General features: G+C 58.0%; 15 protein-coding genes. 4 read left to right on the plus strand and 11 right to left on the minus strand.

Annotated elements, in window-relative coordinates; translation table 11 throughout:
- Positions 1–28: 28 nt before the first annotated feature.
- The 4 genes from ACZ5A6_RS18485 to ACZ5A6_RS18500 are packed head-to-tail and all read right to left on the minus strand — an operon-like array spanning position 29 to position 4969.
- Entirely contained in the window at positions 29–1642 is a 1614-nt protein-coding gene (locus ACZ5A6_RS18485) for an ABC transporter ATP-binding protein (RefSeq protein ID WP_113473645.1), read from the minus strand.
- Positions 1639–2463, minus strand: coding sequence for an ABC transporter permease (locus ACZ5A6_RS18490; protein WP_019566413.1), 825 nt, complete (start codon positions 2461–2463; stop codon positions 1639–1641). Before ACZ5A6_RS18490 ends, ACZ5A6_RS18485 begins: the two co-directional genes overlap by 4 nt.
- Complete coding sequence (locus ACZ5A6_RS18495; RefSeq protein WP_003517729.1) at positions 2460–3407, minus strand: ABC transporter permease; 948 nt, start codon at positions 3405–3407, stop codon at positions 2460–2462. Before ACZ5A6_RS18495 ends, ACZ5A6_RS18490 begins: the two co-directional genes overlap by 4 nt.
- On the minus strand, positions 3407–4969 hold the full coding sequence (locus ACZ5A6_RS18500) for an ABC transporter substrate-binding protein (protein WP_013761343.1): 1563 nt from the start codon (positions 4967–4969) through the stop codon (positions 3407–3409). Before ACZ5A6_RS18500 ends, ACZ5A6_RS18495 begins: the two co-directional genes overlap by 1 nt.
- 234 nt (positions 4970–5203) lie before the next feature.
- On the opposite strand from ACZ5A6_RS18500, the gene ACZ5A6_RS18505 reads away from it, so the two are divergent.
- Positions 5204–5470, plus strand: coding sequence for a CBU_0592 family membrane protein (locus ACZ5A6_RS18505; protein WP_003517727.1), 267 nt, complete (start codon positions 5204–5206; stop codon positions 5468–5470).
- Between the two features lie 6 nt (positions 5471–5476).
- Here ACZ5A6_RS18505 and ACZ5A6_RS18510 read toward each other — a convergent pair whose 3' ends face one another.
- Both ACZ5A6_RS18510 and ACZ5A6_RS18515 read right to left on the minus strand, forming a co-directional pair.
- Entirely contained in the window at positions 5477–6367 is an 891-nt protein-coding gene (locus ACZ5A6_RS18510) for a LysR substrate-binding domain-containing protein (protein ID WP_013761341.1), read from the minus strand.
- A gap of 118 nt (positions 6368–6485) precedes the next feature.
- On the minus strand, positions 6486–6704 hold the full coding sequence (locus tag ACZ5A6_RS18515) for a hypothetical protein (protein ID WP_076844823.1): 219 nt from the start codon (positions 6702–6704) through the stop codon (positions 6486–6488).
- Positions 6705–7002: 298 nt separating this feature from the next.
- On the opposite strand from ACZ5A6_RS18515, the gene ACZ5A6_RS18520 reads away from it, so the two are divergent.
- Complete coding sequence (locus ACZ5A6_RS18520) at positions 7003–7329, plus strand: GCG_CRPN prefix-to-repeats domain-containing protein (RefSeq protein WP_013761339.1); 327 nt, start codon at positions 7003–7005, stop codon at positions 7327–7329.
- Positions 7330–7598: 269 nt separating this feature from the next.
- On the opposite strand, the gene ACZ5A6_RS18525 is transcribed toward ACZ5A6_RS18520, so the two are convergent.
- Together ACZ5A6_RS18525 and ACZ5A6_RS18530 are read right to left on the minus strand one after the other, a co-directional pair.
- Complete coding sequence (locus tag ACZ5A6_RS18525; RefSeq protein ID WP_112681970.1) at positions 7599–8393, minus strand: SDR family oxidoreductase; 795 nt, start codon at positions 8391–8393, stop codon at positions 7599–7601.
- A gap of 251 nt (positions 8394–8644) precedes the next feature.
- Positions 8645–9535 (minus strand): LysR family transcriptional regulator, encoded by an 891-nt coding sequence (locus ACZ5A6_RS18530; RefSeq protein ID WP_060642705.1) that lies wholly within the window; start codon positions 9533–9535, stop codon positions 8645–8647.
- 133 nt (positions 9536–9668) lie between these two features.
- Between ACZ5A6_RS18530 and ACZ5A6_RS18535 the strand changes: the two genes are divergently transcribed.
- A complete protein-coding gene (locus tag ACZ5A6_RS18535) occupies positions 9669–11183 on the plus strand; it encodes an MFS transporter (RefSeq protein ID WP_464111245.1) in 1515 nt (504 codons plus the stop codon).
- Between the two features lie 151 nt (positions 11184–11334).
- Here ACZ5A6_RS18535 and ACZ5A6_RS18540 read toward each other — a convergent pair whose 3' ends face one another.
- Both ACZ5A6_RS18540 and ACZ5A6_RS18545 read right to left on the minus strand, forming a co-directional pair.
- Positions 11335–12270: an MYG1 family protein gene (locus tag ACZ5A6_RS18540; RefSeq protein ID WP_113473688.1), complete on the minus strand. Its 936-nt coding sequence runs from the start codon at positions 12268–12270 to the stop codon at positions 11335–11337.
- A gap of 254 nt (positions 12271–12524) precedes the next feature.
- The gene (locus ACZ5A6_RS18545) at positions 12525–13808 is read right to left on the minus strand and encodes a cystathionine gamma-synthase family protein (protein ID WP_113473649.1); all 1284 of its coding nucleotides are present in this window, start codon (positions 13806–13808) and stop codon (positions 12525–12527) included.
- Between the two features lie 126 nt (positions 13809–13934).
- On the opposite strand from ACZ5A6_RS18545, the gene ACZ5A6_RS18550 reads away from it, so the two are divergent.
- On the plus strand, positions 13935–14393 hold the full coding sequence (locus ACZ5A6_RS18550; protein WP_013761333.1) for an Lrp/AsnC family transcriptional regulator: 459 nt from the start codon (positions 13935–13937) through the stop codon (positions 14391–14393).
- Between the two features lie 81 nt (positions 14394–14474).
- Here ACZ5A6_RS18550 and ACZ5A6_RS18555 read toward each other — a convergent pair whose 3' ends face one another.
- Positions 14475–16502 (minus strand): hypothetical protein, encoded by a 2028-nt coding sequence (locus ACZ5A6_RS18555; protein ID WP_025596013.1) that lies wholly within the window; start codon positions 16500–16502, stop codon positions 14475–14477.
- Positions 16503–16593: the final 91 nt, after the last annotated feature.

Consider the following 16593-nt stretch of genomic DNA (forward strand, 5'->3'; position numbering starts at 1 on the left):
CCCATCAAAGAGTGAACCGCCCCGCAGATCATGCGGCGGGGAGGCCACGTTTTGCCAGCACGCCATCCAGCCAGTCGCGCCGCAGTTCGGGGACCGAGGTGATGAGCTGTTCTGTATAGGGTTGGTAAGGAGGTGCAAAAACCTCCTTGGTCGTGCCGGTTTCGACAATGCGGCCATGCTGCATCACCATCGTCCTGTCGGCGAGCCGGCGAACGACGCCGAGGTCATGGGTGATGAACAGATAGGAGACGCCCAGTTCATCCTGCAACGAGCGCAACAGTCTGAGAATTTCCTCCGCCACGAGAGGATCAAGTGCCGATGTCACCTCGTCGCAGATGATAAGATCGGGTCTTGCGGCAAGTGCGCGTGCGATACACACGCGCTGCTTCTGCCCCCCGGAAAGCGCTTTTGGCAGGCGCTCTGCAAACTCCCGGGGCAGACCGATCAGGTCCAGCAACCGGTTCACCTCGGAGGCGCGCTCATCTTCATTCATTCCGAAATAGAACGACATGGGACGGCCGATGATCTCGCCGACGGTGTGGCGTGGATTGAGCGCCACATCCGGAAGCTGGTAGACGAGCTGGATACGGCGAAGATCTTCGCGCGAACGCCTGGAGTACTTGTCCGCAAGCCGGTGTCCAGCCAGCGAAATGACTCCGGAGGATTGCGGCGGCAACCCGGCAATAACTCTGGCCAAAGTGGATTTTCCCGAACCGGATTCACCCACGACTGCCAGTGTTTCGCCCTTTCGGATTTCGCAGTGAACGTTGTCAAGCACCTTCTTGCGACCGTAGTAGGCGGTGACGCCACGCGCTTCCAGCAGGATTTCACCACCCCTGTTCTGGACGGATTCGCTGGACATGCTGGCTTGGCGTTCGGAAACAAGACGGCGCGTGTAGTCTTCCTGCGGGTGCTCGAGGATATCCTCGGCAGAACCGGCCTCTACCTTCTTGCCATGGCGCAAGACCATAATGCTGTCAGCAATCTGCGCGACGACGGCAAGGTCATGCGTGATGTAGAGGGCGGCGGTATTGTAGCGCTGGATGAGGCTGCGGAGCAGGGCCAGAACCTCTATCTGCGTGGTGACATCGAGTGCCGTTGTGGGTTCGTCCAGCACGAGTATGTCAGGGCGGCATGACATCGCCATGGCCACCATCGCGCGCTGTAACTGCCCACCGGAGACCTGATGCGGGTAACGGTCGCCGAAATTCTGATAATCGGGAAGTTGCAGCGCTTGCAGCAGTTCCAGCATCCAGGCTTCGGCTTCCCGCCGGTTCATGACGCCGTGGTAAAGCGGCCCCTCGATAATCTGTTCGCCAATCTTCATGGCAGGGTTGAACGCCGCAGCTGCACTTTGCGCCACATAGGCGATGCGCGCACCGCGCGCCGCCTCACGACCGGCGCGATCGACCGTCATCAGCGAAACGCCATTCACGACGATTTCTCCACCAACGATTCGGCAACCGTTTCGGCCATATCCCATGGCGGCAAGCCCGATGGTGGATTTACCGGCGCCGGATTCACCGATCAGCCCTTTGACCTCACCGCGCTTGAGATCCAGATCGATACCATCAACCAGAATTGCTCCATTCGGTGCAGCAACTTTCAGGCCGCGAATTTGCAAGACCTCATTGTTACTCATCGGTCTGCTCCCTGAATTGCGCTGCGGCCAGCCAGCAGCCAGTCCACGACGAGATTGACGCCGATGGTGAGAACGGCGATGGCAGCGGCCGGATATAGCGGTGCGTAGAGACCGTAAAGAATGGCCTGCTGGTTGTCCTTCACCATGCCGCCCCAGTCTGCGAAAGGCGGCTGAACGCCAAGCCCGAGAAAGGACAGACCGGCCACGAACAGAAAGGTGAAGCAGAAACGCAGGCCGAATTCCGCAATGAGCGGTGGCAGGGCATTGGGCAGTATCTCCCTGAACACCAGCCAGATCAGGCCTTCTCCGCGCAGGCGCGCGGTCTCGGCATATTCCAGCACATTCACGCCCTGGGCGACAATGCGCGCCAGACGGAAGACGCGGGTGGAATCCAGAAGCGCAATGGTCACTATCAGCACGGGGATGGACGAGCCTAGCGCCTGCAGCACGACAAGAGCCGAGATCAGCACTGGAATACACATGACAGTGTCGACGATGCGCGAAAGAACCATATCGAGCCAGCCGCCGAAGATAGCCGCGATGAAACCAAGCGTGATCCCGATTGTGAAGGAGAGCAGGGACGCTGCCAGCGAAACGCCGATGGAGATTTGCGCACCGGCCAAAAGGCGCGACAGCATGTCGCGTCCGTTCTGATCAAGGCCAAACCAGTGCATTGCCGAAGGCGGATCGAAAGGCGAACCGACGATCTCCTCCTGCCCGAAAGGCGCGATATGCGGACCGGCTGCGAACAGGACGATGTTGACCGAAATGATGAAAAGACCGACCCATGCGGTTGGGGTGATGGTGCGGAGCATTTTCATCGTGGATGCCTCAGGCGCGGGTTAAGCGCAATTGCCGACACATCGGCAATGATGTTTAGAATGACGTAGGTTGCGCCGAAAACGAGGGCTGCTGCCTGTACCAGCGGAAGGTCCCGCTTCGAAACGGCATCGACCATGAAACGGCCAAGGCCGTTATAGTTGAACACGGCCTCTACCAGCACCACACCGGTGATGAGATAGGCGATGTTGAACGATACGACGTTGACGATCGGGGCCGCGGCGTTGGGAAGCGCGTGGCGGAGAACCACGCGTTTGGTCCGCAATCCCTTGAGATAGGCTGTTTCGACATAGGCCTGATCCATCACCGCAAGAACGGCGGTACGGGTCATGCGCAGCATCTGCGCCACAGTCACCAGAACCAGCGTCAGAGCAGGAAGCGTGGTGGCTTTCAGCCAATCCGCAAAGCCCATGCCCGGATAAGTGTCGGCTAGGCTCGGCAAAAGATTGTACTGCACGGACACGAAAAGGATCAGCAACAGGCCCAGAAAATATTCCGGAAGGGAAACAAAGCCCAGCGCAACGATGTTGACAGCCCGATCGAACAGGCTGCCGCGCCAGATGGCACTGAACAGACCCAGAAGTACGGCAACCGGAACGGACACGACGGCGGCATACAGCGCCAGCGCCATGGTGTTCCAGAACCGCGGCCATAGGAGAGCTGCGACAGGCTGGTGGTTTGCCAGCGAATTTCCAAGGTCGCCGGTTACGAAACCGCCGAGCCAGGAAAGATAACGTTGCAGAAGGGGCTGCTCCAGACCGAGATCGGCGCGCAGCACTGCGAGAGATTCAGGCGTCGCATTCTGTCCGAGTATTGCTGACGCCACATCTCCGGGAAGAAGCTGAGTGCCGGCGAAAATAAGCGCCGACACCAGCAGAAGCGTCAAAATACCCAAAGCAATGCGCTTCAGGATAAGCTTAGTCATTATGCGTCCAACCAGACCTTTTCAGCGAGACGGGCACCCATGAAGTTGAACATCGGATGCGTGGTCACGCCCTTCAGTTTCTTGGATGTCGCATCCAGATAATCTCCGAACATCGGGATCATGGCGCCGCCCTCATTGGAGATGAGCGCCTGAAGCTCGGCATAGATTTCCTTGCGCTTCGCATCATCGAGAAGTGCACGCGCCTCAATGAGTTTCCTGTCGAAGTTTTCGTTCTTCCAGTGCGTATCATTTTGCGCCGAGGTGGACTGGTAAGCGATGGTCAGCATCTGGTCTGCTGTCGGGCGTCCGCCCCAGTATGACATGCAGAATGGAGCTTTCATCCAGACGTTGTCCCAGTAGCCATCGGCGGGTTCGCGCTTGATAGAAACATCGATGCCGCCCTTGGCCGCACTCGTGCGGAAAATCGCCGCTGCATCCACAGCGCCGGAGAAGGCGGCGTCGGAAGCGGAAATCTCTACCTTGAGCGTATCGAGGCCAGCCTGCTTCAGATAAAACTTCGCCTTCTCGGGGTCGTAGGGACGCTGCGCCAGATCCGCGGCATAAAAGCGGTCAGAACTCGGGATCGGATGATCGTTACCGATGCGGCCGTAGCCACGCAGCGCGGTTTTCAAAAGCTGCTCGCGGTCGATGGCGTGCTTGATGGCAAGGCGGATATTGTTGTCCTTGTATGGCGCCTGCGTGCAATCCATCAGGAATGTGAAGTGCTGGCCGCCAGCCGATTGGACGATGTTGAGGTTGGGGTTACGGCGCAGCAGGTCTACTGTCTTGAAGTCGAGTTGGTTGATCGCATGGACCTGACCCGACATCATGGCATTGGTGCGTGCGGCGATATCGTTGATGACGATGACTTCCACGGCGTCAACGTGAGCGGCATTCGGCTTCCAGTAATTCGGATTACGGGTAAAGCGCGAACGAACGCCCGGATCGTAGCTTTCGAACACGAATGGCCCGGTGCCGACAGGTTTGCTGAAATCCGTCCAGCCTTCGGGCACAACGAGGAAATGGTAGTCGGACAGGATGTAAGGAAGGTCGGCATTGCCGCTTTCGAGGACGATCTTGACCTCGGTGTCGGAAAGCTTGTCGACGCTCTTGAGCGCAGACGCAACCGAGCGTGCCGCAGAGGTGGTTTCGCCACGGTGCAGGTTGATGGAGTAGATGACGTCTTCCACCGTCAGGGTCTTGCCGTTGTGGAAGGTGACACCCTGACGCAGCTTGAAGACCCACTCCACGGCGCCGGGCTGCGCTTCCCAGCTTTCGAACAATTCAGGCACAGCGTGATTGCTGGCATCGATCTCGACAAGGCCGTTCATGATCATGAAGGCCTGATTGACCGGCACCCAGTCTTTCAGGATGCGGGGATCGAGGTTATCCGTGGTGCTGCCGCCGCCGATACCCAATTTCAAAACGCCACCTTTCTTCGGTGTGTCCGCGCCTTGCGCACTGGCGTCTGTGATGAAACCGGCAGAAAGCGCCGCGAGGCTGGCCGCGCCGGCAAGAAAATGCCGCCGGTCGAGCGAGAAGGAAAAGGGGGAGGATGTCATGTTTGGGTTCCCTGTTTTTTATCGGGGCCGGACGAGGCGCGGCTGGCAGTGGCGTATCGTACTCGACGGTTCGGCACTAGATACCGATGCGCGCAGGGGGGTATGATTTTTGCGCATGGGGTCATGAAATCTGAGCGCATCCGGTTATCTGCGAAGCGGAGTAAAGGGATGCGCCGGAGCGGGTCCGGTGTAGCAGGCGCTCGCCGGGCGGGCGTGTTTATGGAGTGGATACAAATGGGGCTAGCGGATCTTGTCGGCCTTGCAGGAGCGTTTTTTTATCTCTTCGCCTATGCCCTGTTGCAGCTGCGACTTCTGACGATAGAAGACTGGCGCTACACTCTCTTAAATGTTCTGGGTGGCGTATTTCTGATCTACTCGCTGATATGGAATTTCAACCTCGGCTCGCTGATTTCACAGGTCGCCTGGCTGCTGTTCACCATCATCGGCTACGCGCGGTTCCTCCTGGACCGGCGCCGCAAGACACCTCCTGCGCAGGCATGACGGGTTTCAGCGCGCGGTTTTATGGTTGTCTGCAATCAGCCAATCGGACACCTCGCGCACAATTTTACGCTGGTGGCGATCTGCCGGTCGCATCAGGTAAAATTTGCCTTCCGAGCGCATGGCATGGGAATGCACAGGAACGAGCGCTCCGCTATCCAGTTGGTCGCGGATGAGCCAGGTCCACCCAAGCGTTGCACCAAGCCCCTGCGATGCCGCCGCGACGCAGAGGCCATAGTCTCCGAGTTTCCACTGGATTGCATCCTGTGGCGGCAACAGGTGTGACGAACGCCACCAGTCGCTCCAATCCTGCCATTCCCGCATCGAATCTTCGATGGAGATCAAAACCGGTGCCCTCTGCTCCATAAGATTGGTCATGCCTCGGGCAGAAACGGGGACGACCTCCTCCTGGCCGAGTTCCGATAGCCAGACGCCAATCGGTCTTTCCTTGCGATAGAAAATAGCCAGGTCGAATTCATCCAGACGCAGATGTGCCACATCGTCAGTTACCCGCACCCGCAATTCGATGCCGGGAATATCGCGTTTCAGTTTCTGCAGGCGAGGCATGAACCACTGATCCGCAATCCCGCGAGAGCAGGCGATGGTGATCTGGCTGGCGCCGGTCCACGAGCGGACGCCGTCCGTGACACTTGCGATATCGAGGATCAGCCGCGATATATCGATCGAGTAGTTTTCGCCGATGGTCGTCAGTCGCACGCCTGTCGGCACGCGCTCGAAAAGCTTGGAGCCAATGAACGCTTCCAGCTTGCCGATCTGCCGGCTGACGGCGCTCTGCGTCAGGCCCAGCTCGTTGCCCGCGCGGGAGAAGCTGCCCAAACGGGACGCTGCCTCAAAAACAACAAGCGCCTCCAGCGGCGGCAATCTAAAAGACGGTTGCATTCAGGTTCCCAAAAACAGAGTTTGCGATCCGATACACCGCCGCCGCAAACTCTTCAATTTTTTTGGGATTCCATGCTGCGCTCAGGCTTTGCCACTAGAGCCTTTCTGTTACCCAAGACTAGGGCTGACGGTCCGGCATTATCAGCCAGAACAATTGCACGAGGTCGCGCCAGGTTCGAGCCAGATCCTCGGCCGTCGATGTCAGCTCCCTGTAAATATAGATGCCCGCAAGCGCGAGAACGGCTGCAAGCGTTAGAACGGCCAACAGCACCCAAGGCCAGATGAGGCGTTTGCTCTTTGGCTTTGGTTCGGGCTTTGTGTCCAGATTGGGGTTCAATCACCGTCTCCTCATTCGCTTGAGGACTATGACGAAAACCGCGGGACTGCAACCGGAGGGGATACATCGCGCCCCTTCAAACCACCGGCACATAAAAGAATAACAGGTCTGCATTGACTGGGGCGGGGTAGTGAGCCGCGCCGCCTTGACACCTCTTCACCCTTTCGCAGCGGTCGGAACGCGAAGCCGGTATCTGCCACAATTGTGGAGTTTTTGCCACGAAAACATCAAGATTCATTCAGCCACAGTTCACCGGCAAGGGCGCTAAATCCCTCCATCCCGGAAGGAGGGAGATGAAATGCGTAAGATGATTTTAAGCGCTGGAATAATTCTCGGTGCCCTGTTCGGCAGTGGCGCGAACGCGATGCCTGTCGGTCAACCGGCCGCACCCCTGGCATCCAACGTTCAAAGTGTGGACTATGCTTGCGGACGCGGCTTTCATCTATCGCCGCGCGGATATTGCCGGCCCAATGGACCGCCGAGATATGAGCGCGGCTGGGACAGACGTGATCGCTGGGAAGCCCGCAGGGAGTGGCGTGAACGTCAGGCCCGCAGAGAATGGCGCGAGCGCAGAGATTGGCGCGAACATCGCGAATGGCGAGACCGTCGCGACTATCGATGGTAATGAAAACAGGCCCTCTCCGAACCGGGAGGGCCTTTTCCGTCTGGGTGCGTCTTGAGTTTTTAGCGACGATCTTCAACGCATAGATTGATCGGTTTGCGCCAATTGCCGTCATAAATCATTTGGGCCGAACTCTTCCCAAATGATCCAAGGTTTTGACGCGTTTACCGGGAGTGCCACAGAACTGGTCGGTGGAAGTTCGACCTTTACTATCTTCCATCATAATGGGGGCAATGGACCAAGAAGGTGCGGTCATTCCATAGCCCGTTATTCTAGCTTCCCGGTGCTGCGGCTGATCCTGCAAGAATGCCGCCATCGATGTTCAGTTCGGCCCCAGTCATATAAGTTGCCTCGTCAGATGCGAGCAGGACTGCGAGTGCGGCTACCTCCTCGGCTCTGCCAAAGCGTTGCATGGGCGTTTCTTTGACCAGCGCGGCTTCACGATCTTTGCGATCCGGGCCATTTCCCAACATCGGCTCCCACATCGGTGTCATCACGGCCGCAGGGTGAATTGAGTTGCACCGGATGTTCAGGCCCTGACCGGCGCAATATAGGGCCACACTCTTGGTGTGGTTGCGGACGGCGGCCTTGGATGAGGCGTAGGCCGCTGCCATTGGAATTCCGACAAGCCCTGAGCGTGAGGAAATGTTGATAATCGACCCCGCACCATTTGCTCGCATGGCGCGGATGGCATAACGGCAGCCCAGAAAGGTGCCATCCAGGTTGACCGCATGGACCTTGTGCCAATCAGCAAGTTGAGCATTTTCTGGATCATGGGCTGGCGGGGCTCCTTCGAATGGTCCTTCAAAGCCTGTTATTCCCGCATTGTTGACGACGACGTCGATCTTGGGAAATTGACTGGCAATTTTCGCCCAGTCTGCCTCGCATGCGACGTCGAGACGGACAAACCTTCCGCCGATTGAGCCTGCGGTCAACAAGCCGCCATCCACGTCTATATCGGTAACGATGACCTGTGCCCCCTCGTCAGCGAACGCTTGGGCGATAGCCGCACCAATTCCGCGCGCCGCGCCGGTCACGAGTGCGGTCTTTCCAGAAAGTCTGGGCATGAATGTTCCTTTGATGCAAATGCTGAGCCAGCCAACGCGTCGTTTTAAAAAGACTGCGCTGTCATCGACGTAAGTCCGGATTATCGGCGATCTTTGTCCATGGTCATAAACTCCTCATCAGCATCCTTTATTTACCCACCACCGTCTTATCGGTCAAGAAATGCACCGTACTAGTCCGCCGATGGCTTCAATGGACGAACTCCACCGGCGCGCATAAGCCCGCCAGCATCTGTCATGCGCAGATACTCCAGTCAGGTTTCGACAAACAGCTTTTCGATCGCAAAATCGATGAAAGCGCGCAGCCGCGGCGCCATGAAGCGGGCTGATGGCCAGACAATTGAAAACTGGCCTGGTGCGGCGAGATGTTCGTTCAGGACCGTCTCGAGCAGGCCATCCCTGATGGCGTCCGTCGCCAGGAATTCAGGCATGTAAGCGAGCCCCATCCCGTCAATCGCCGCCGCCCTTATCGCCTCCATATTACCGCAGGTGAGGGCGATACGCATGCTCGACAGGGGGTTGTCGCCGTTTTCCAGCAGCCATTCCTGAAACCTGCCGGAGGTCGGAAAGCGGAAGCGCAATGCTTCATGTTCTGGCAAATGGCTGGGGTGCCGGGGCGTGCCCATTCGTTGAAAATAGTCCGGCGACGCGCATAAAATGAAGCGGAATGGACCAAGACGCCGCGCTATCAGGCTGGAATCATCAAGCTCGCCACTGCGGATTGCAGCATCGAAGCCGCCCTCGATCAGATCGACGCGCCTGTCGTTAAAGTCGAGTTCCAGATCGATATCGGGATAACGCCGGCGAAATTCAGGCACGATCGGCAGCAGAAAGCGGTATCCGATTGTCGGAAGCGTCACGCGCAGACTGCCGCGAGGCAGGGCCAGATTGTCCGTGACTGCTTCATGTGCGTCGCGCAGATCGGTCAGGATGGACCGATACCGCTCAAACAGCATTGCCCCTTCATTGGTCAGGGAGACCTGCCGGGTGGTGCGATTGAACAGCCGTACGCCCAGAGATGCCTCCAGTCGGGCAACGCTTTTTCCGACAGCAGAAGGTGACAGCCCCAGGCTCTGTCCGGCCTTGGCAAAATTCAGCCTTTCGGCAACCCGGACGAAGGCATCGATCTCGCTCAACTTATCCATTGTCACTGATTAGAGAATTTTAATCCGCAATGAAAGGCCTGTGGGGCCGATTGTCGAATTCATGTCGTCTGATGAGAATGGATGCCGATACGCGACCTTGGTGTCGCGATGCCATTTCACGATTGGAGTTCGCATGAACGACGCCCCTCATAGATCCTCAGCCAGCCGGAATTCGGTATTGGTGGCGGTGTGTCTTGCCGCCTTGACCCTTCCTTTGAACTTCTCCGCCGGTGCGGTTGCCACACCGGCTATCGGGCAGGACCTCGGGGGATCGCCTGCATCCCTCACCTGGATCACCAATGCCTTCATGCTGGCTTTCGGAAGTCTTCTGATGGCGGCAGGCGCGCTGGCAGATCGATATGGCAGAAGGCGGGTGTTCTTGATCGGCCTTGCGCTGTTTACCGGCTTCTCCTTTGCGCTTGGATTTGCGCCTTCGGTGTGGATCATCGATCTGCTACGTGCCGGTCAAGGCGTGGGCGCCGCCGCGGCCCTGGCCGGAGGTACGGCCGCACTTGCGCAGGAATTCGACGGCCACGCTAGGACGCGTGCCTTTGGGTTGCTTGGAACGACCTTCGGCGTCGGTCTTGCATCTGGTCCGCTGCTGACGGGATTGATGATCGAAACGGTCGGATGGCGGGCAATATTCCTTGCCGGCGGCCTGATCGGCCTCCTTGCCCTGATCCTCGGCCCGCCACGGATGCGTGAAACGAGGGATCCCAATGCGGCGGAACTCGACTGGCTGGGCGCTGCAAGCTTTACCCTCACACTCACCCTCTTCACTGTTGCGATGATCGAGCTGCCTGTTCTCGGGTCTAACGGTATCATCGCTTTCAGCACAGGATTTGCGTTTTCGCTAGCAGCCTTCGTCTTGATCGAAATGCGGGCAGCGCGGCCAATGCTGGACTTATCGCTGTTCCGTTATCCGCGGTTCGTGGGGGTGCAGCTATTGCCAATCGCCACCTGCGCCTGTTTCGTTGTTCTTCTTGTTATCATTCCGTTGCGCCTCATCGGTATCGAGCAACAAGGAGCAATCGGGGCGGGGTTCATCATGTTGGGACTGTCGGCTCCGATGCTGGTGGTGCCTATAGTCGCGACGATGTTGGCGCGTCATGTTTCGCCGGGCATGCTCTGCGGCATCGGCCTGCTGATCTCCGCCTCTGGCCTCGTCTGGCTTGCCGGCTTCACCGCAGAGGATGGAGCCATGATCGTTCTGCCCATGCTCGTCATTGGGGTGGGCGCCGGCCTGCCATGGGGCCTGATGGATGGCTTGTCCGTTGGCGTCGTGCCGGTGGAGCGTGCGGGAATGGCGACCGGCATATTCAGTACCGTGCGGGTTGCCGGTGAGGGCATCGCGCTTGCAGTCGTCAGCGCCGCCCTGTCGGCATTGACCTCGGCATCCCTCGGACGGCTGGCGCCTTTGTCTACGCCCCTCTTGAATCAGACAGGTCAGCGTCTGGCAGTGGGCGACCTGGCGGGTGCAGCGGCAATATCGTCCCACATCGGGGACGACCTGTTGCGGGATGCCTATCAGACTGCGTTTTCGACACTTTGCTGGTGGCTTGCCGCGGTGACGACGCTATGCGCCATCGCAGTCCTTTTCCTGCTGCCCAATAGTGCTGCGGTCGCAGACAAGGTGACGGCTCCGTAGATTATCGGGAACGAACACGGTGTTCCCGGTTGGGCATGGAGGAGGAGAGTCCAGTGATGCGGCCGAAGAACATTTGCGGGCATATCCTTTGATATGCTCCGCCGGCCCGCCTTCCGGGCGATCTCCTACTCATGTTCCGTTGTTCAATGGACTACACTACGGGAGCAGGCAAGATCGCCTCTTTCACAGCCAGTTCTGCCATGGCGAGGGCGGCATCGCGGGTTTTGGCGGCGGCAATAAACCGGCCATTGTGGCAGAAACTCGCGCCTTCAATGCCACAAACGGCTTCCAGATCGCCATTTGTAAGGCCCGCCCATGCCGCAGGCAGGTCTGCCCGCAGTTCAAAGCCTTCATCTGCGCGACGGATACCGGTCAGACACCAGTCCTTGTCACGCGGGTGAACGACAAACAGCAGATTGTCTGCGCCCGCCTTCACAATGGCGGGCCGAAACGGCATACCCATCGGCAATTCCAGAATATGACCTTCACCGGCATCGACGATAGCCTGCATTACAAGCGCCTCGGCGCGCAGTTTCGCAGCGCTTTTGGCTATTTTCGCCTCGACGAAGCTGCGGGCAATGACGAGCGCCGCGTGGAAACTGCGATCATTGGCTTCGGGGTCGGTCTCGTCAAAAACAGGTTTCAGAGTTTCCAGCAGGACAGGCAGTGTCAGCGCAACCAGCGGCCCGGCGACGGAGGGGCTGACCGCACCATTGTCGACCAGATCGACCGGCAGCACAAAGCTGCCATCGAAAGAGGTATGGACGGTTTCGACATGTTCATCGGGGATGCCGAAGGTGGCAAGATAGTCCCGGCCGAAATGCTTCCAGATCAGTCCGAATGAACTATATGGTTGACCGTCATCCCTCAGCGGCGCGCCACGCTGATGGTGATCGAATATCCTGCTTGTCGCGTTATAGGCGCCGCCGACATCGTAGATGATGCGGTCCACCCCGGGGGTGATCCATTCCGGCGCCCTGCTGCGCACGATGCGGGCCTGCGGGAAAAGTCGGGTCAGGATGACGCTGGACAGCAGTTCGTCGGCATGGAAGCCACCGGAATGGGTGACGAGAAAATCCGGGATCATGTCAGGATAAGCCTTGTTGCTTGCGGGGAGGTCCGCCTGGAATTGAGGCACCTGATACCCTTTGCCCGACGCCATCTCAACCCGTCATTCGCCGCTTCTGTATCATATTGCCGGTGTGGGACTGGCTCCACTCGTAGCGGAAGGTAACGCCGCTCCCCTTATCGCCTTCCTGCACTACGTTGGTTTCCGTGTTTCGTATGTACTGGAAAACCCATAGGTATTGCAGTCGGGGAGGAGCGGCATTTGCCTCTCCGTCAGGCGGCATCCAGAGAGAGGGTCAGGTCGGCGACCAGATCGTCGGGATGTTCGATGCCGATTGACAGCCGTATCGTGGAATCAAGCACACCAATGCGCTGGCGGACGTCGGCCGGAACACCCGAATGCGTCATCGTTGCAGGATGGGAGGCGAGAGATTCCGTACCGCCAAGGCTGACCGCGAGTTTGAATATCGTGAGAGCGTTGAGGAATTTGAAAGACGCTGCCTGCCCGCCCGCAATGTCAAACGAGAAGGTCGATCCCGCACCGGTGCATTGATGTGCAAACACCTTGCCCACCGGGGACGCCGGATCGTGAAACGGCAGATAATGGATTTTCTCGACCTTGGGATGCGCCTTCAGGAACTCGGCCACCACCTCGGCATTGCTGTTTGCCCGCTCCATGCGGATTTGTAGCGTCTCAAGCGAGCGCCCGAGCATCCAGCACGAATGCGGGTCGAGCTGGGTGCCGATCGCTCCGCGTAATGCCTTCACCTGCTTCATGACATCCTTGCGACCGAGCGCTGCTCCGGCAATGAGGTCGGAGTGCCCGCCAACGTATTTTGTCAGTGAATAGAGCGAGATATCGGCACCGTGCTCGATAGGCCGCTGGAACACCGGACCGAGGAGTGTGTTGTCGCACGCGATGATTGGCCTGTGCCCCTGCTTCTGGCCGATCACGTCGGCAACGCGGCTGATCATAGTGATATCGACAATACTGTTTGTCGGGTTGGCGGGTGTCTCGATGAGGATGACGGACACCCTGCCTTTCGCCATCGCAGCCTCTGCGGCGGATATCACCGAGGCCTCGCTGACACCATCGGCGAAACCCACCGCCGAAACGCCGAAATTGTGGAAGGTCTTTGCCAGCAGCGTCTCAGTGCCGCCGTACAAAGGCTGGGAATGGAGTACGGTGTCGCCGGGCCGGACGAAGGCGAAAAGCGTCGTCGAAATGGCGGACATGCCGGACGAGAAGAGCGCACAACTCTCGGTGCGTTCGTAAACGGCAAGGCGGTCCTCGACGATCTCGCTATTGGGATGGTTGAAACGCGAATAGACGAGGCCTGCACCTCTGCCTGCTGGCGGCTCCTTGCGGCCGGAGACATAGTCGAAGAAGTCGCGACCGTCTTCCGCCGACTTGAAGACGAAGGTCGAGGTCAGAAACACAGGCGGCTTCACCGCTCCTTCCGACAATTCCGGATCGTAGCCGTAATTGAGCATCTGGGTTTCAGGATGGAGAGCGTGGTTGCCGATATGGGTTTTAGACGGATGCGGTGCAGTCATTTGCGGAAGGTCCTCCTCAACAGACGTTGAACTGTCCGCAGCTTACATCCAATCAAGTCAAAATACCTTGCATTCTGAAGCGTGGATATGTCTGATGAAGCAATATATTGCGGAGAATTGTGCTTTATGTCGCAAAAAATTGCAGATCCGATCGACCGGCGGATAGTCAAGGAGCTGTCTGCCGACGCAAGGATCACCAACAACGAACTTGCCGAGCGAGTCGGCCTGTCGGCATCTGCATGTCTGCGGAGGCTGCGACGGCTGGAAGAGACGGGGGTGATCAAAGGTTATTCCGCGATCGTTGATCCGGCAATCGAGGGATGGACGATGACCGCGCTTGCATCCATCCGCCTCAGTCGCCAGCACGATGACGAAATCCAGATGTTCGAGGCGGCCGTTCTGGACTGGGACGAGGTTCTGGAATGTCACCTCGTCACGGGTTCGAGGGACTACATGCTCAAGGTCATGTGTGGTGGGCTCGAGGACTACGAGCGCTTCATCAAGGAGAAGATCGCTAAGCTGAAATGCGTCGACACCATCGAGACCAGCTTTGTCATGAACACGATCAAGGCGCGGCGCATCTAAGCTTTGCTAGAAGCTCCGCGCCCGGTGTGTTCAAGCTCCGAGAACCGGAGCTTGAACCGTTTGGGGGTGCGATCGGACGACTTACTCGGCCGTCGCCTGGATATCGACCTTGTCGAGAAGAAGCATCGGGTTTTCAGACGCTGCAACCAGATCAAAAAGACCAAGGCCATTTGGTCCAGTGGAGCGGGCGGTAACCGTAAGAGTACCTGGGTTGTTGATGAAGCGAAGCAACGCGTCCACCGCACTCTTGAGTTTGGGCTGTTCAGCTGCGATCTGCTGCAACCCCGCGCTTGCCACGAGTGTCAGAACACCGCGCACTTGATCCTCGGTCATGTCGTTTTGCAGAGCGTAAAGCTTGATAGCCTTGGCCATCATACCTTCGTCCTTGATCGTCAGCTTTACCTCGCGGCCCGCGAGCCCCAGGAGGGCGGCCTGAGTACGATTGGTATCGAAGGAGAAGAACTCCTCGGTGAACCCGCTCGCCAGACCGGAAAAATTGACGCTGCCAATATCCTTGCCGCGCATGGAGATTTCCCGGATCACCAGGTTCTTGTTCGGTTCATCCCAGCCGGCGGCAAGGGCATAAGACAGGGCGAGTGCCTCGAAACCCAGTTTGCGGGCTTCGACAAAAACTTCCTCGGTCGAATCTTCAGGGATCGGAAGAGAAAGGTCATCCTGCCTGATCACGATATCTGTGGGTATGCCGTTGAAGGGCTTTGTCAGACCCATCTCGAAATTCCTGAGCGTGAACTTGATGCGCTCAGGCACGCCCTCCGTCTTTTCACCAGTCTCGTCGTCTGTCTGTTCCGGGGCGGCGACGTCAACATTGATGCCTCCGACGCGGACGGTGCCCAGTTCCGGTATCAGGTGATTAAACGGGAAAGTCTCGATCTGCTTGTCGTCAAGCCCGACGATTTTGGAGAGACTCTCGATTGTGGAACTCCAGTCAAAGCCCTTGAGGCTTGCCTCGGCGACTTCGATCGTGTCGACGCCATTTCCGATCGACATGCCATTCAGGCCGAAGTCGAGCTTACGGCTGTCCATCTGCATATCGATACGATCAATGCCGACCTTGACCCTTTTGCCGGCAGCCCCTTCGCTTTCATCAGGCGCGTCGGCCTTGAACCCGAGCAACTGCATGTTGCTCTTGCCAATCATATCGAGAATGGACAGGGCCTTGGCGAAAATTGCCTGGCGTTCCTGAGGTGAAAGCTCGTCGGTATTTTTGGTCGCCGAAAGCGCGTTCATCGTTTCCAGAAGCGGCTCGGCCGGCATGCGGGCGCTGAAGCCGTCGCTGCGTATTTCATCGTAAGTGAAATGACCGTCTCCGTCCGAGAACGAGATTTTGCTGACGGAGAGCGGGCCATAGAGAAGCTTTGCGTCCTTATCTTCGGGACCCGCTTTTTCCGTGTAGAGCCTTGCGAGGTAAGCGGCATCGAAGTCCTGCCCGGCTATGGCGCCGGTCGATACGACCAAGTGCTTCTTTTTCATCGCGCCAGTGCTGTCCGGTAGATCCATCTGAATGTCGTAGCTGGCATTGTCGATGGAATATCGGGCGATCCGGCCTTTGGCGATGTCCGAGAAGGCTACGTTCTTATAAACAGTCTTCTGCTCGGTGGTGGCGATGGACTGCGTGAATGTCATCTCAGGCGTGGAAATACGCTCTGCTGCAAAGCGCTCTATGCGCTTAGGCAGAGAGTTGGCATTTCCGTCTCCGGATACTTCAGCCGCATCCGGTTTTATGAACGCGGCATTCTCGACACGCGCATGCGCCATCGAGATCTTGCCGGTTGGCACGTCAACATTGATGTCGTTCAGCTCCAGTGCGCCATCCAGGAAAGGAAATTTTGGACGTCCATCGATAGCGGCAATCCGGATGTTCTTGCCATCGGCAAGCGGCAAGGCCAGTTCGCGAATATGAATCTGCCCGAGGAAATCAACCTCAACGGAACGGGCAGTTGCGCCAGTGCGAGCAACGAGTTCGCTGACCTTTGCTTCGTAGAAGGCCTTACCCCCGATGACGCCTGCAGCAGCAACAGCAATAATCGCAACCGCCGCCCATAAAGCTTTGGTCCGGCCCTTACCGGTTTGGGTATTTACCTGTTCCACGAAATTGGTCCTCTCCGACGCGATTTGAAACTGCACGCCTTTTAAGCACGCGAAAGTTGCTCCGCAAGTGGGCGCTAGCGGGACAGTTGGA

Source organism: Agrobacterium sp. 6Ca8, assembly GCF_055382765.1.

Coding starts and splice junctions, on each gene's coding strand:
- ACZ5A6_RS18510 (WP_013761341.1), bottom strand. CDS start 6,367: ATGCAACCGTCTTTTAGATTGCCGCCGCTGGAGGCGCTTGTTGTTTTT.
- ACZ5A6_RS18525 (WP_112681970.1), bottom strand. CDS start 8,393: ATGCCCAGACTTTCTGGAAAGACCGCACTCGTGACCGGCGCGGCGCGC.
- ACZ5A6_RS18530 (WP_060642705.1), bottom strand. CDS start 9,535: ATGGATAAGTTGAGCGAGATCGATGCCTTCGTCCGGGTTGCCGAAAGG.
- ACZ5A6_RS18535 (WP_464111245.1), top strand. CDS start 9,669: ATGAACGACGCCCCTCATAGATCCTCAGCCAGCCGGAATTCGGTATTG.
- ACZ5A6_RS18485 (WP_113473645.1), bottom strand. CDS start 1,642: ATGAGTAACAATGAGGTCTTGCAAATTCGCGGCCTGAAAGTTGCTGCA.
- ACZ5A6_RS18545 (WP_113473649.1), bottom strand. CDS start 13,808: ATGACTGCACCGCATCCGTCTAAAACCCATATCGGCAACCACGCTCTC.
- ACZ5A6_RS18540 (WP_113473688.1), bottom strand. CDS start 12,270: ATGATCCCGGATTTTCTCGTCACCCATTCCGGTGGCTTCCATGCCGAC.
- ACZ5A6_RS18505 (WP_003517727.1), top strand. CDS start 5,204: ATGGGGCTAGCGGATCTTGTCGGCCTTGCAGGAGCGTTTTTTTATCTC.
- ACZ5A6_RS18520 (WP_013761339.1), top strand. CDS start 7,003: ATGCGTAAGATGATTTTAAGCGCTGGAATAATTCTCGGTGCCCTGTTC.
- ACZ5A6_RS18500 (WP_013761343.1), bottom strand. CDS start 4,969: ATGACATCCTCCCCCTTTTCCTTCTCGCTCGACCGGCGGCATTTTCTT.
- ACZ5A6_RS18550 (WP_013761333.1), top strand. CDS start 13,935: ATGTCGCAAAAAATTGCAGATCCGATCGACCGGCGGATAGTCAAGGAG.
- ACZ5A6_RS18495 (WP_003517729.1), bottom strand. CDS start 3,407: ATGACTAAGCTTATCCTGAAGCGCATTGCTTTGGGTATTTTGACGCTT.
- ACZ5A6_RS18490 (WP_019566413.1), bottom strand. CDS start 2,463: ATGAAAATGCTCCGCACCATCACCCCAACCGCATGGGTCGGTCTTTTC.